This is a genomic window from Anaeromicrobium sp. (assembly GCF_025210435.1).
GTDB lineage: Bacteria > Bacillota > Clostridia > Peptostreptococcales > Thermotaleaceae > Anaeromicrobium.
This window is the reverse complement of record NZ_JAOART010000100.1, coordinates 1-14,130: the sequence shown is the minus strand read 5'-3', so window position 1 is coordinate 14,130 and position 14,130 is coordinate 1. Positions and strand designations below refer to the sequence as shown.

Sequence of the window (14,130 nt, the reverse complement as noted above, 5' to 3'; positions counted from 1 at the left end):
GCTGCAAATAGTATCATACCTACTAATCTTTATCAAAGCATTTAAACTTTTAAATTAATTATATATAATTAAAACAAATTATGTCAATATTATTTCATATTTTTACCTAATAATTCTTTCTTCTTTCTTTCCACCATTTCCTTAGTTCTGTTTATGTAATGGTCTAAACTAGTCACATTAGGTACCCTTTCAAGTCTATTTTCTTCAGGATAATATATCTTGGACACGGCTCCAGCTCCTAATGCTATTATAGTTTGTTTTTCCTCTATAATTTCAATATTATAAATACATTCATGATTAACCTTCCCATATCCTATGTTTTCTAGATTTCCAACCATATACTTTTGTCTGTACATATAATAAGGAGACATACCCATTTTTTTGCAATACTTGTTAGCTAATTCTATCATTTTTTCAGCACTATTTTCATGGCATAGTTTATATTTTTCTTTGTTGGCCTTTAAAATAGAGCTCTTTTTAATAGCTAAAGTATGGACAGTTATATTTTCTGGATCTAATTTGATCATTTCCTTCATTGTATTCTCAAACTCATCTATACCCTCATTAGGTAACCCTATTATTAAATCCATATTTATAGTTTTAAACCCAATTTGTTTTGCCAATTTATATGTACTCTTTATATCCTCTACAGTGTGATCCCTTTTAATTAGTTTTAGAGTAGGATCATTCATAGTTTGAGGATTTATGCTGATTCTTTCTATCCCATGTTTTTTAATTGTTTCTAATTTTTCAATGGTAATAGTATCTGGCCTTCCTGCTTCTACTGTAAACTCTCTTACTTCACTTAAATCAAGTTCTTCTTTAATAGTTACAAATAATTTATCTAGTTGATCATTCGTAAGGGAAGTAGGTGTTCCACCACCTATGTATATGGTATCTATTTTTTTATTACCTTCCCTTAGGATAATCGACACTTCTTTTATTTCATAGACTAAGCTCTCTATATAAGCTTCTCTTTTATCATTCTTTTTACATATGCTATTAGATGGAAAGGAACAATATAAACACTTTGTAGGACAAAAGGGAATGCCTATATATATACTCACATAATCTTCTTTATTGTTCATTAGATTTTTTTCAATGTTAACTATATTAATTAATAATTGGATTTTTTCTTCATTTAATCTATATTGGACTTTTAATATATTTTTAATTTCTTCCTCTGTAAAACCCTCATTCATGAGTTCATATACAATTTTAGTAGGACGTATTCCTGTCAAAATCCCCCACTTAGGTCTTCTTTTCCTATATTGGGCTAGCAATTCAAATAGAGTCAACTTTAACTTTTGCTTAACTAGTTTTCTCTCTTTTAATGGATTCCTATCTTCTATATTAAATTCTTCTTTTATTTCCATTATTATTTTGCCCTTATCATAAAGGCTAGATATTGAAAATTTCTTTTCGTTCTCATAATATAGTTTATTTATAATTCCTACTCTATCATTTGTGATTTCATCTGCAAATTGAAATTCATCAACATTATAAAATACCTTAATCAATTCGCCAATTTCATATTCATAATCATGGCCTTCTAATTTCACATGTATCATCAATAAACTCCTAACTAAAGTTCCTTATGAATTTCACTTTTGAGCTTCATTACCTCTCCCTTTGTAACTCCTAATTCATAAGCTATTTCCTCATCGTTCATACCATAATCTACCATATCCATGAAATCATGAAAATTCATATCCACAATTTTCTCACTTCTGTATCTGAATGATTTGTTTTTTTTGTTTTTCATAGTTAACCCTCCTAAATCTTATGATAGTAATATTCTTAACATAAAATTTGGAGGATATTCATGGTTATCTTACATATGGATTTGTGGCTTTTTCTATTCCTATAGTTGATGCGGGACCATGTCCAGGTAATACCTTTACATTTTCATCTAATATTATAAGTTTTTCTTTTATTGACTTTATAATATCTTCAAAGGATCCACCTTCTAAATCCGTTCTTCCTATAGAATTAGCAAATAAGGTATCTCCAGTAAACAGTACATTTTCAACTAATATACAACTGCTTCCCCTTGTATGGCCTGGTGAATGGATTAAAAGTAACTCTAAATTCCCCACTTTAATAACCTGTCCATCTTCAAAGGCCTCATCACTATTAAATTCAATACTCGGACCACTCATAAGGGCAGATAAATTGTGATTTGCATTTTTAAGCATATACTCATCATCTTTATGAATTAATACTTTTAAATTAAATTTTTCTCTTAATCCTTCTACTGCTCCAATGTGATCTCCATGACCATGAGTTAATATTATATATTTAGGTGTAAAATCATTTTCTTCAATATAATTAAGTATATTTTCCTCACTTCCTGCAGGATCAATGATTACACATTCATAAGTTTCTTCACATGCTAATATGTAGCAATTTGTGGCATATATGCCTGCTGGTATTCTTTCAATTATCATCTAATCACTCCTAGAACTTTTTATGACTATCTACTAATATGGTAACAGGACCATCATTACATAAGTTCACATGCATATGAGTTTGAAATTTTCCTGTTTCTACTTTTATATCTTCATTTCTACATTTCATAACAAATTCTTCATATAGTTCGTTTGCCTTATGAGGTTTTGCAGCTTCCACAAAGCTAGGTCTTCTTCCCTTTCTGCAATCGCCTAAGAGAGTAAATTGAGAAACTACCATTAATTGACCACCCACATCCTTTAGTGATAAATTCATCTTCTCATTTTCATCTTCAAATATTCTTAAATTTAAAATTTTATCAACCATATACTGTAAATCCTTCGAAGTATCCGTTTCTTCTACTCCAAGTAATACTAATAAACCCTTTTCTATGGCTCCAACTCTTTCATTATCCACATCCACACTAGCACTACTTACCCTTTGTACTACTGCACGCATAATATCCCTCCTATTATGAATTTACACGTTTTACCTCTATTACACCATCCATACTCCTTATTTTGTTAATTAATTTATCTAATTGAGCCACATTGTTAATTTCTATAGTTAAATTTACTATGGCAACCTTATCCTTTGTACTTCTTGCATTGATTGCAGTTACAGTCAATTTAATATCAGCAAGTACACTTGTAACCTCAGATAAAAGTCCTTTTCTATCTGCAGATATGATTTGTATTTCAGTTTGATAGGACTTTTGTCTATCTTCAATCCATTCCACTTCTATAAATCTGTCTAGATCTTCATTTCCATTGGTTATGTTAATACAATCTTTCCTATGTATGGATACGCCTCTTCCCCTTGTTATAAATCCTACAATTTCATCTCCTGGCACAGGGCTACAGCACTTAGAAAATCTTACTAAAATGCTATCTATTCCCTTTACACGAATACCTTGTGTACTTCTTTTATCATACCTTTTCTTAGGTTGTTTATTAATATTTTCAGCTATCTCTTCATTGGATTTTTCTTCCGTTTTAGTTTCCTTATGTTTTTCCTTCAATCTAGGGACTACTTGACTAAGCAATATTCCACCATAACCTATGGCAGCATATAAATCTTCAATGGAATGTAAACTCAATTTTTTAACTAAACTATTTAGCCATTTTGTTCTTAAGAGTTCATGTGGTTCATAGCCATATCTCTTAATTTCCTTTTCTAGCATTTCTTTGCCTTTTATTGTATTTTCTTCTTTACGTTCCTTTTTGAACCATTGTTTTATTTTATTTTTAGCCTGAGTACTTTTAACAAACTTCAGCCAGTCTCTGCTTGGTCCATTAGAATTTTTTGATGTAAGAACTTGTACTATATTACCATTTTTAAGTTTATAGTCAATGGGCACTATTCTACCATCTATTTTAGCCCCTATACAACTATTACCTATGGCAGAATGGATTTTATAGGCAAAATCAATGGGTGTTGATCCTGCTGGCAGATCAATTACATCCCCTTTAGGAGTAAATACAAATACCTCGTTAGTAAACAAATCAATTTTTAAAGATTCCATAAACTCTTTAGGGTCATTCATGTCCCTTTGCCATTCTAATAATTGTCTTAACCATCTTAATTTGTCATCATTAGAGGCATCTACAGACTGTCCTTCTTTATATTTCCAATGGGCAGCAATACCATATTCTGCTATCCTATGCATTTCCCATGTTCTTATTTGAATTTCTAGTGGTTCACCATCAGGACCTATAACTGTAGTATGTAGTGATTGATACATATTAGGCTTAGGCATTGCTATATAATCTTTAAACCTACCTGGAATTGGCTTCCACATAGTATGTACGATACCTAGTACTCCATAACAATCTCTAACCTTATCTACTAATACTCTTATGGCAGTCAAATCAAAAATTTCTTCAAATAACTTATGTCTATATACCATTTTTCTGTATATAGAATAAAAATGCTTAGATCTACCACTTATTTCATATTTAAAATCTAAACTTCTTGATAGAGTAGTATCTAATTGGCTTATTACTTGATTAATGTAAGCCTCTCTTTCTCTCTTCTTCTTAGAAACCTTTTCAACTAAATCATAATATCCTTCTGGGTCTAAATATCTGAGAGATAAATCTTCTAATTCAGATTTTATTTTAGATATACCTAATCGATGGGCTATGGCAGCATAAATTTCTAGGGTCTCTCTAGCTTTTTCCTTCTTTTTATTCTCAGTCATATATTTCAAAGTTCGCATATTATGAAGTCTGTCAGCTAATTTAATAATTATTACTCTTATATCCTTCGCCATTGCCAAAAACATTTTTCTAAGACTCTCTGCCTGTCTTTCTTCTTTTGTTTCATATGTAAATCTACCTAACTTTGTAACACCTTCCACTAAAATAGCCACTTCTTCACTAAAGTCATCTTTTATCTGATCATAAGTATATTTAGTATCCTCAATAACATCATGCATAAGGCCTGCCACAATGGTGGCATCATCCATGTGTAACTCAGCAAGTATTTTGGCCACCTCAACAGGATGAATAAAATACTTTTCCCCAGATTTTCTAACTTGTCCCTCGTGAGCCGCTTCTGCAAAATTATATGCCTTTATAATTAATCGTCTGTCACAAAGTGAATTATATTGTTGTATTTGTGCTAGCAATTTTTCTATCATATCATCACCCTTAAGTTATACCTATCTTTAACATAGTGAATAGAGAATTAGTGGTGGTAAAATTCCACCACTAATATTGAATTAATGATTTAACATTGTAATCACTTAATCGTTTTCTACCGTTTAAGTGACATAACTCAATTAAACATAATACTCCTACTACTTCTCCACCTAATTCTTCTATTAATTTAATAGTTGAAAGTAATGTACCACCTGTAGCTAATAGGTCATCTGCTATAACAACCTTCTGTCCCTTTTGTATTGCATCTTTATGTATTTCTAATGAATCACTTCCGTATTCTAAATCATATTCATATTTTACAGTTTCACCTGGTAATTTACCTGGTTTTCTTACAGGAACAAAGCCTTTTTTTGTAGCATAAGAAAGGGGTGTTCCTACTATAAACCCTCTTGATTCTGGTCCTACTATGAGATCAAACTCAATATCCTCTAATTCTTCTACAAATTTATCTATAGTATATCTAAAACTCTCCCCATCCTTTAACAGAGTAGTTATATCTTTAAAACTAATTCCCTCTTGTGGAAAATTTTCGATTTCCCTTATTTTTTCTTTTAAATTCATATTTTTCCTCCCTAAATATACTTCTTTTAATATTGCGTATAATTCATTATAAAATATATGTTTTGTTCATTCAATACTATCCTTGAGAATAAATATTATATTAACGGAGAAAATGGTGATAATTTGTATTAATCACCACTTTCAAATTAACTATTATCTATCTTCCTCCATAGCCCTTTTTTCTAACTTCATAATTTTTCCATCCTACCCATATCGGACTAGCAACGAATATGGAAGAATATGTTCCAACACCTACCCCAAGTACTAGAGGTAATGCAAATTCTTTTATAGATTCTACTCCTAGGATATATAAGAAAGTTATGGTCATTAAGGTGGTTACGGAAGTATTTATTGATCTTACAATTGTTTGACTAATACTTTCATTTACTAATAACCCATAATTTTTCTTCTTTAAGAATCTTATATTTTCACGTATCCTATCAAATACAACTATTGTATCATTTATAGAATAACCTACTATAGTTAACATGGCTGCCACAAAGGAATTATTAATAGGTATTTTAAATATGGCAAATAATGATAATACCACTAGAATATCATGTATTAATGTTAATATGGCTGCCACACCAAATTTCAGTTCAAATCTAAAACTAATATATATAAGCATTAATATGGATGCAATTAAAATAGATTTAATGGCCTTTGCCTGAATTTCTTTACCTATACTTGGTCCAAATTGTTCTGCTTGCCTAAAATCTTCATCCTTTAAATTGTAGTCTTTCTTTATCTTGTTAAATACTTCTTGTCTACTTTCACTGTTTAAATCCTTTTTAGTCTTTAAAATTATTTCTTCTTTATCCATTCCTGCATGAATTACGTCTGCATCTAATTCAAATTCTTTTATGGTATTTTTCACTTCATCTACTGGTACAGTTTTTCCCATATGTATCTGCATCATTGTTCCACCAGTAAAGTCAATTCCTAAATTAAATCCACTTATCATTCCCATTATTAAACCTAATACAATAATGGCAGTAGAAAGTCCAAACCAAACTTTTGATTTTTCAATAACTTTCATTTGTCTCTCACTCCTTTCTATGCCCCATAAAATTTAGGATTCTTTAATCCTTTAGCATTGGCTACAATATTTAATACTAGTCTTGTCACTCCTAACGCAGTAATCATACTTGCAAATATACCTATCATTAGAGTTACTGCAAATCCCTTAATTGGACCTGAACCAAATTGATACAATACAACACCTGCTATTAGTGTAGTAACATTTGAGTCTAGTATGGTTTTAAAGGCTCTTGAGAAACCAGATGAAATGGACGCTCTAATACTTTTACCATTTCTTATTTCTTCTTTAATTCTTTCAAATATGATTACATTAGCATCTACAGCCATACCTATTGAAAGTATCAATCCAGCAATACCTGGTAATGTTAAAACAGCATTAAATCCTATTAGTGACCATAATACTATTAATATATATATTACTAAAGCTAAATTAGCTATTAACCCTGGTAATCTATATACGATTAACATGAATAAAAAGACACCTATTATGCCAAATAAGGCAGCCTTTACACTTTGATTAAGAGAATCTAACCCTAAAGTAGGTCCTATTACTGATGATTGCACTTCCTTTAATTCTACAGGTAATGCTCCACCTCTAATTAGAGCTGCTAAATTAGCTGCTCCTTCCCTTGTAAAATTCCCCTCTATAGTGGCCTTTCCATTTGGAATTTCACTATTAACTCTAGGAGCTGATATTACAGCGTTATCTAATACTATTAAGATTGGGTCCCTATTAATAGATGCTTCTTTTGTAGCTTCCCTAAATTTATCTGCTCCATCAGATTTAAATTCTAAAGAAACTACAGGTACATTCCCTTTATCAGTTAGAAACATTAGTTCTGCATTTTTCACATCGTTTCCTGTTAATATTACTTTTCCCTCTTTATCAACAAATTGTAACTGGGCTGTTTTACCTATAGCCTTAATAGCTTCATTAGAATCTGAAACTCCAGGAAGTTCTACCCTAATTCGTCTATCCCCTTCTCTGTTTACATTAGGTTGTGTTAGTCCCATTGCATCAATTCTACGTTCTAACACTTCTTTTGTTTGATTCATAATTTTATCTAGTTCATTACCCTTAGCATCTGTTTGTGCTTCAAGTACCACATATACTCCACCTTTTAAGTCTAATCCTAATTCTATCATATCCTTAACAGGTTTTATTTTTACATTTCCAGCTTCAAGTCCCTTAAAACCGGCCACTGCTCCCGTTACTGTTAAACATATAAGTAATATAAGTATAACGGCATTTTTTAAGTTCATAGTTTGCCCTCCTAACTCTCCCTATTTTTTATTTATCAGCTTTCTTATGTCTATTAGCTAAATGGATATAATCTTGAGCTGATTTTTTTATTCTTTCTACATCTTCCTGTGTTAATTCTCTAACTACCTTTGCAGGAGATCCCATAACCAATGTATTAGATGGTATTACCTTTCTAGGAGGTACTAATGACCCTGCCCCTATTATTACATTGTCTCCTATTTTAGCTCCATTTAAAATTATTGATCCCATACCTACCAATACATTATTGCCAACAGTACAAGCATGTACTATGGCTCCATGACCTACTGTAACATCCTTACCTATAATGGTTTCATATTCCCTTGATATGTGAATAGTAGAATTATCCTGTATATTAGTATTTTCTCCAATAGTTACATAATTATCATCAGCCCTAACAACGGTGCCATACCATATATTTACATTTTCTTTAAGTATAGCTCTCCCTACGATTATGGCATTCCTTGATATATAGCAACTTTCATGAATATTTGGTTCATGTCCCTCATAAGGTATTATCATTTAATCTTCCCCCTATTTAGATAAATTAGCATGTATTCCTAATGCACATTCAATCCTTTTCTTCTCCATCTCACATCCCATATCATAAGGTACATTTATGTCATTATTAAAATTAAATGCATTAGCATGACATCCCCCACTACAATAAAACTTGGCCCAACAATCGTTGCATTTTTCTTTATTATATACATGGGCATTTTTAAATACATTTCCTAACTCTGCATTTACATTTTTCGTAAATACATCTCCCATCTTAAACTTATCGTTTCCTACAAATTGATGACATGGATATATATCCCCTTCTGGAGTAACTGCAAGATATTCTGACCCAGCCCCACATCCAGATAGTCTCTTTATAACACAAGGACCTTGATTTAAATCTATCATGAAATGAAAAAAGTTAAAACCTTCACCTTCATTTGTTCTTCTCACATATTCATCCGCCAATAGTTCATACTCTTTGAATATTATATCTAAGTCTTCTTCTCTTATGGCATAGTCGTTCTCTTCACTATCTACTACAGGCTCCACAGATGTTTGTTTGAATCCTAAATCGGCTAGATGAAGTACATCCTTAGAAAAATTTAAATTTTCTCTTGTAAAAGTCCCTCTTACATAATAATTTTTATTACCTCTAATATTGGCAAACTTTTTAAATTTAGGAACTATAATATCATAAGTTCCATTACCATTTATAGTGTATCTCATGTTATCATTAACATCTTTTCTTCCATCTATGCTTAAAACCACATTGTCCATGTGTTCATTTATATATTCCATTTTTTCATCATCTAGCAATAGACCGTTTGTAGTTATGGTAAATCTAAATTTCTTGTTAAATTCCTTTTCTCTTTTTCTTCCATATTCAACAAGATTCTTTACCACCTCAAAGTTCATAAGAGGTTCCCCTCCAAAGAAATCTACTTCAAGATTCCTTCTATTTCCTGATTTTTCTATTAGTAAATCTAAAGCTTTCATCCCTACTTCTTCACTCATTAATAATCTATTTCCTTTAAAATCCCCTTGGGAGGCAAAACAATATTTGCATCTTATATTGCAATCATGGGCCACGTGAAGGCAAAGAGCTTTAACTACAGGTTTTCTATTTATAAAGGTTGGATGATTAGAATAATTATCTTCTGAATAAATAAATCCTTCTTTTTCTAATATGTGAAGCTCTTCTATAGCTTCCTTTAAATCAGCTACAGGATATTTGTCCTTAAGCTTGTCCAAAATCTCATCATCACTATTTTTCTTATACCAATCTAATATATCATATATTATTTTATCAACCACATGAACAGATCCACTATTCACATCTAAAACTATTTTTGTATCCTTATACTGAAACTTATGTATCATTAAATAAACCTCCTAATGTTATGCGTCTGATTCTTATTATTAGCTAATTTTTATGTCTATATATTAACCAAGATTTTAACTACTATCTATATATAACTCCCTAAAGGTATATTATTTATATAAAGTATTTAAAAAACAGTAATATGATCATATTACTGTTTTTCTAGTATGTACTATCTATTTTCACACTCTTGGTTCGCAACAGTACATGAAGTTTTACATGCCGATTGACAAGATGTTTGACATTCGCCACATCCACCCTTATGAGCGCTATCCTTTAAAGTAGCTTTACTTAAAGTTTTTATGTGCTTCATTTTAATATTCCTCCCTTAAAAGACTTTCCACTAAATTATAACACAAAGATAAATTATGTCAAAGTCATTTGTTTAAATTAACCCCTATCATCCCTCCTACAATTGAAGATGCTAAAACCATAATGCTCTTGTATAATATGGAAATGCTTAGTTTAAATTCTTTCATAAATACCCAACTTAAAAATATTATTACTAACATATATATAATTCCTGCAATTATACCATTTAGCCAGCCCTTCTTTTTTCTTTTGCCAGCCACATACATACCATTTATTATAGCTGTTATTACTAAACATATGGTAGATGCCATGGGAATTATACTTTCAGATACATTAGTATATGTAATTAATAAGGCCAAAAATATGAACATTACTAACATTAAAGTACAAGCTGTGAAAATTCCCTTTACGTAAGTCCAAAAAATTTTTTCTCCACCAATTTTCATTTTATTTTTATATGACATAGTAACACCTCCACCAATTACTTATACATATGTATTCAAATAAAAGCCTAATTATTACTATCCAAATGGGCATTAAAAAATAAAAGTCAATTTTTTCAAATTGACTTTTATTTTTTACGCTATAAGAAATTATAATTTTTTAAAACTTTAGATAAGTAAAAAATAAGGGGGTGTGGGGGAAAAATTCCCCTGCCTCTGTAAAGGATGGTGCTCAGCAACGTTAGTATACGCCTGCGGGAACCATAGGGTTCCATAGCGAATCGTACAAAGTACGATTTTTTATACTTCTAAAGTCACCTTAATTCCTAATGCCCCTTGATTTTCTTCTACAATTGGAGCTACATTAGTTTTTATAAACTCTTCTACTTGCTCTTTTGACCTTCCTATGTATAGTTTCGGATCCATTAATTTATCAATATCATCCTTTGACAATCCAAACTCTTGATCATTCACAATCATATCTAGTAGATTGTTTCTATTTCCCTTTTCTTTTACTTCCCTAGCTGCTTCCATGGAATATTCTCTTATTTTTTCATGGAGTTCTTGTCTATCTCCACCTCTTTTTACTGCTTCCATTATAATATTTTCAGTTGTCATAAAAGGTAGTTCTTCCATTATGTGTTTTCTTATGACCTTATCATTTACTACCATACCTTGACTAATATTAATGGCTATCTTTAATATGGCATCTGTAGCTAAGAAACTTTGTGGTATGCTAATTCTTCTATTAGCGGAATCATCTAGAGTTCTTTCAAACCACTGGGTTGAACTAGTCATAGCTGTATTTCCCACACTAGACATTACATACCTTGCTAAAGATGCAACTCTCTCACTTCTCATAGGATTTCTTTTATATGCCATAGCCGACGAACCTATTTGTTTTTTCTCAAAGGGTTCTTCTACTTCCTTTAAATGCTGTAACAATCTTATATCATTAGTCATTTTATGTAGTGACTGGGCAATTCCACTTAGGACAGATAAAACTTTATAATCAAGTTTTCTACTGTAGGTTTGGCCAGTAACAGGAAATACCCTTTCAAATCCCATTTTCTTAGCAACTAATTTGTCTAAGGCCTCTACTTTCTCATGATCATTATTAAATAAATTCAAATAGCTTGCCTGTGTACCTGTAGTACCTTTTACACCTCTAAACATTATGCTATCAATAGTATATATTAGATCTTCATAATCCATTATTAATTCCATAATCCATAGGGTTGCTCTTTTACCAACTGTAGTCAATTGAGCTGGCTGAAAATGAGTAAATCCAAGGGTAGGAACCTCTCTATATTCAAATGCAAATTTACTTAATTCATTTATTAAGTTTACAAGTTTATCTTTAATTAGGATTAATGCCTTTTTAATTGCTATTACATCCGTATTATCTCCCACATAAGCACTAGTAGCTCCTAGATGAATAATTGGCTTAGCCTTTGGACACTGTACTCCAAATGCATATACATGGGACATGACATCATGCCTAGTCTCCCTTTCCCTTTCTTTTGCCACATGATAATTTATGTTTTCGCAAAATTTCTTCATTTCATCAATTTGTTCTTGTGCAATGTTTAATCCTAGTTCCCTTTGTGCCTCTGCTAATGCTATCCACAATTTTCTCCAAGTACTAAACTTTTTATCATTTGAAAAATTTTCTGCCATTTCTTTGCTTGCATATCTGCTGATTAAAGGATTATTATATAAATTTGACAATTTTTTGTACTCCTCTCAATTAAAACTTTTTACCCTATCAATTATACTATATATTTTCTATTTTTCTATAGTTTTCTTAACATTTTTTCTATTTCCTGTTTTTTTATATGTATTTTTCCCAAATGAGGCTCACATGCATATACTGGTTCATGAAAGTCAGTACCCCCTGTTACCAGTTTGTCATTTTCTTTGGCCATTTTTTCAAATTGTTCGCATTTTTCCTTTGTGTGTTTAGTGTGATAAACCTCTATCCCGTCAATACCTAAATTTATAATATCTAATACATCTATATGTTCCTCTAATAATCCAGGATGGGCTAATACGGCAACTCCCCCAGCTTTTCTAATATAATAAACTGCCTCTTTGATTGAAATTTTGTATCGTTCCACATAGGCAGGTCTATTCCTTCCAATCCATTTAGTGAAGGCCTCTTCCATATCCTTTACATAGCCTTTTGCCACCATGATCCTAGCAATATGAGGTCTTCCAATAGACTCAACATGACCTATTTTCACAAGATCATCTTTAGTTATATCCATACCTTTATTCCTTAACTTTTCTATTATTTTTAATGCTCTACTTTTTCTTGCTTCCTTTATATTTCTACAAATTTTGTTTAATTCTTCATTTTCATAATCTATAAAATAGCCTAGTATGTGTACTTCACTACCCTCATGTAAACAGCTAAATTCAATACCAGGAATTAACAAAAAATCAGTATTATCTTTTAATGTTTCAATTGCCTCCTTTATTCCCTCTACCGTATCATGATCAGTTATAGCAATTCCTGCAAGATTTAATTTTAAAGCCCATTCTATTATTTCTTTTGGAGTAAAAATCCCATCTGATGCAGTAGTATGTACATGCATATCTATCTTTTCCATTCCATCACCTTCTTGATTAATTATTATTACCTTTAATTTCTTTTTTATTATTTACCTAATTGATGAAATGAAAAAACCTGCTTTTAAGCAGGTTTTTTCATTACTATATCCAACTATCTTGGTTCAACAATTAACTTAATTGCCGTTCTTTCTTCCCCGTCAATCATTATATCAGTAAATGCTGGGATGCATATCAAGTCTACACCACTTGGAGCAACAAATCCTCTAGCAATTGCTACAGCCTTTACTGCTTGATTTAGAGCCCCAGCCCCTATTGCTTGAATTTCAGCGCCTCCACACTCTCGTAAAACTCCTGCTAATGCTCCTGCAACAGAATTTGGACTTGATTTTGCTGATACTTTTAATACTTCCATGATTACGCCCCCCTATAGTTTTCCTTTGATTTTGGTTTTTTTTAACATTTGCTCTTTATATATATTCTACGTTTCAGGTCTAATTCCTTCTTTTTTATAAATAATATTAAAAAATTACAAAAAATTTTTATTTACAAGAAAACTCAAAAAAACGTGTAACTTCAAGGTATTTGACTTCAAATGATAATGGGATAATATTAAAATAATATAAAAAATCGTACTTCGTACGATTCGCTACGGAACCCTATGGTTCCCGCAGGCGTATACTAACGTTGCTGAACACCCTCCTTTGAAAAGGCAGGGGAATTCTTCCCCCACACCCCCTTATTTTTTACTTATCCACAGTTTTCAAAAATTTATAATTGTAGAGTAAAATGGTGGATTTGATTTATTCTCTTCCACCATCTCCTCATCAAACCGTACGTGAGGTTCTCCCTCATACGGCTTTCCGATGTTCTTCTTCCATCCGCATTACGAGTTTTGAACAATATATTTTAAGC

15 protein-coding genes and 1 other annotated feature (1 of these 16 only partly in view) are annotated in these 14,130 nt (G+C 31.3%); all 15 genes read right to left on the bottom strand.

The features are described from left to right. Positions 1-45, bottom strand: a binding site (T-box leader) (it extends 163 nt beyond the left edge of the window). A gap of 44 nt (positions 46-89) precedes the next feature. Continuing rightward, complete coding sequence (gene hemZ, locus N4A57_RS12235; RefSeq protein ID WP_293658279.1) at positions 90-1,571, bottom strand: coproporphyrinogen dehydrogenase HemZ; 1,482 nt, start codon at positions 1,569-1,571, stop codon at positions 90-92. 14 nt (positions 1,572-1,585) lie between these two features. Next, positions 1,586-1,765 (bottom strand): hypothetical protein, encoded by a 180-nt coding sequence (locus tag N4A57_RS12230; RefSeq protein ID WP_293658278.1) that lies wholly within the window; start codon positions 1,763-1,765, stop codon positions 1,586-1,588. A 64-nt stretch (positions 1,766-1,829) separates the two neighbouring features. Beyond that, positions 1,830-2,450, bottom strand: coding sequence for an MBL fold metallo-hydrolase (locus N4A57_RS12225; RefSeq protein WP_293658277.1), 621 nt, complete (start codon positions 2,448-2,450; stop codon positions 1,830-1,832). 10 nt (positions 2,451-2,460) lie between these two features. Then, positions 2,461-2,910 (bottom strand): D-aminoacyl-tRNA deacylase, encoded by a 450-nt coding sequence (gene dtd / locus N4A57_RS12220; protein WP_293658276.1) that lies wholly within the window; start codon positions 2,908-2,910, stop codon positions 2,461-2,463. Between the two features lie 13 nt (positions 2,911-2,923). After that, positions 2,924-5,095 carry a RelA/SpoT family protein gene (locus tag N4A57_RS12215; protein WP_293658275.1) on the bottom strand — a complete coding sequence of 724 codons (2,172 nt, stop codon included), beginning with the start codon at positions 5,093-5,095 and terminating at the stop codon, positions 2,924-2,926. Between the two features lie 70 nt (positions 5,096-5,165). Continuing rightward, positions 5,166-5,678, bottom strand: a complete 513-nt coding sequence (locus tag N4A57_RS12210) for an adenine phosphoribosyltransferase (protein ID WP_293658274.1) — start codon at positions 5,676-5,678, stop codon at positions 5,166-5,168. Positions 5,679-5,835: 157 nt separating this feature from the next. Then, positions 5,836-6,717, bottom strand: coding sequence for a protein translocase subunit SecF (gene secF, locus N4A57_RS12205; protein WP_293658273.1), 882 nt, complete (start codon positions 6,715-6,717; stop codon positions 5,836-5,838). A 17-nt stretch (positions 6,718-6,734) separates the two neighbouring features. After that, positions 6,735-7,982: a protein translocase subunit SecD gene (secD, locus tag N4A57_RS12200; protein WP_293658272.1), complete on the bottom strand. Its 1,248-nt coding sequence runs from the start codon at positions 7,980-7,982 to the stop codon at positions 6,735-6,737. 28 nt (positions 7,983-8,010) lie between these two features. Then, positions 8,011-8,523 carry a gamma carbonic anhydrase family protein gene (locus tag N4A57_RS12195; RefSeq protein ID WP_293658271.1) on the bottom strand — a complete coding sequence of 171 codons (513 nt, stop codon included), beginning with the start codon at positions 8,521-8,523 and terminating at the stop codon, positions 8,011-8,013. Positions 8,524-8,535: 12 nt separating this feature from the next. Then, the gene (gene scfB, locus N4A57_RS12190; protein ID WP_293658270.1) at positions 8,536-9,885 is read right to left on the bottom strand and encodes a thioether cross-link-forming SCIFF peptide maturase; all 1,350 of its coding nucleotides are present in this window, start codon (positions 9,883-9,885) and stop codon (positions 8,536-8,538) included. A 173-nt stretch (positions 9,886-10,058) separates the two neighbouring features. Beyond that, positions 10,059-10,205, bottom strand: coding sequence for a six-cysteine ranthipeptide SCIFF (gene scfA, locus N4A57_RS12185; RefSeq protein WP_095129783.1), 147 nt, complete (start codon positions 10,203-10,205; stop codon positions 10,059-10,061). 58 nt (positions 10,206-10,263) lie between these two features. Further along, positions 10,264-10,662, bottom strand: a complete 399-nt coding sequence (locus N4A57_RS12180; protein WP_293658269.1) for a TIGR04086 family membrane protein — start codon at positions 10,660-10,662, stop codon at positions 10,264-10,266. A gap of 279 nt (positions 10,663-10,941) precedes the next feature. Beyond that, complete coding sequence (purB, locus tag N4A57_RS12175) at positions 10,942-12,372, bottom strand: adenylosuccinate lyase (protein ID WP_293658268.1); 1,431 nt, start codon at positions 12,370-12,372, stop codon at positions 10,942-10,944. 65 nt (positions 12,373-12,437) lie between these two features. Next, complete coding sequence (locus tag N4A57_RS12170; RefSeq protein WP_293658267.1) at positions 12,438-13,256, bottom strand: PHP domain-containing protein; 819 nt, start codon at positions 13,254-13,256, stop codon at positions 12,438-12,440. Between the two features lie 113 nt (positions 13,257-13,369). Further along, entirely contained in the window at positions 13,370-13,630 is a 261-nt protein-coding gene (gene spoVS, locus N4A57_RS12165) for a stage V sporulation protein SpoVS (RefSeq protein ID WP_095129775.1), read from the bottom strand. Between the last annotated feature and the right edge of the window lie 500 nt (positions 13,631-14,130).

Coding starts and splice junctions, on each gene's coding strand:
- N4A57_RS12225 (WP_293658277.1), bottom strand. CDS start 2,450: ATGATAATTGAAAGAATACCAGCAGGCATATATGCCACAAATTGCTAC.
- spoVS (WP_095129775.1), bottom strand. CDS start 13,630: ATGGAAGTATTAAAAGTATCAGCAAAATCAAGTCCAAATTCTGTTGCA.
- dtd (WP_293658276.1), bottom strand. CDS start 2,910: ATGCGTGCAGTAGTACAAAGGGTAAGTAGTGCTAGTGTGGATGTGGAT.
- secF (WP_293658273.1), bottom strand. CDS start 6,717: ATGAAAGTTATTGAAAAATCAAAAGTTTGGTTTGGACTTTCTACTGCC.
- secD (WP_293658272.1), bottom strand. CDS start 7,982: ATGAACTTAAAAAATGCCGTTATACTTATATTACTTATATGTTTAACA.
- N4A57_RS12170 (WP_293658267.1), bottom strand. CDS start 13,256: ATGGAAAAGATAGATATGCATGTACATACTACTGCATCAGATGGGATT.
- N4A57_RS12195 (WP_293658271.1), bottom strand. CDS start 8,523: ATGATAATACCTTATGAGGGACATGAACCAAATATTCATGAAAGTTGC.
- scfB (WP_293658270.1), bottom strand. CDS start 9,885: ATGATACATAAGTTTCAGTATAAGGATACAAAAATAGTTTTAGATGTG.
- N4A57_RS12215 (WP_293658275.1), bottom strand. CDS start 5,095: ATGATAGAAAAATTGCTAGCACAAATACAACAATATAATTCACTTTGT.
- N4A57_RS12180 (WP_293658269.1), bottom strand. CDS start 10,662: ATGTCATATAAAAATAAAATGAAAATTGGTGGAGAAAAAATTTTTTGG.
- hemZ (WP_293658279.1), bottom strand. CDS start 1,571: ATGATACATGTGAAATTAGAAGGCCATGATTATGAATATGAAATTGGC.
- N4A57_RS12230 (WP_293658278.1), bottom strand. CDS start 1,765: ATGAAAAACAAAAAAAACAAATCATTCAGATACAGAAGTGAGAAAATT.
- N4A57_RS12210 (WP_293658274.1), bottom strand. CDS start 5,678: ATGAATTTAAAAGAAAAAATAAGGGAAATCGAAAATTTTCCACAAGAG.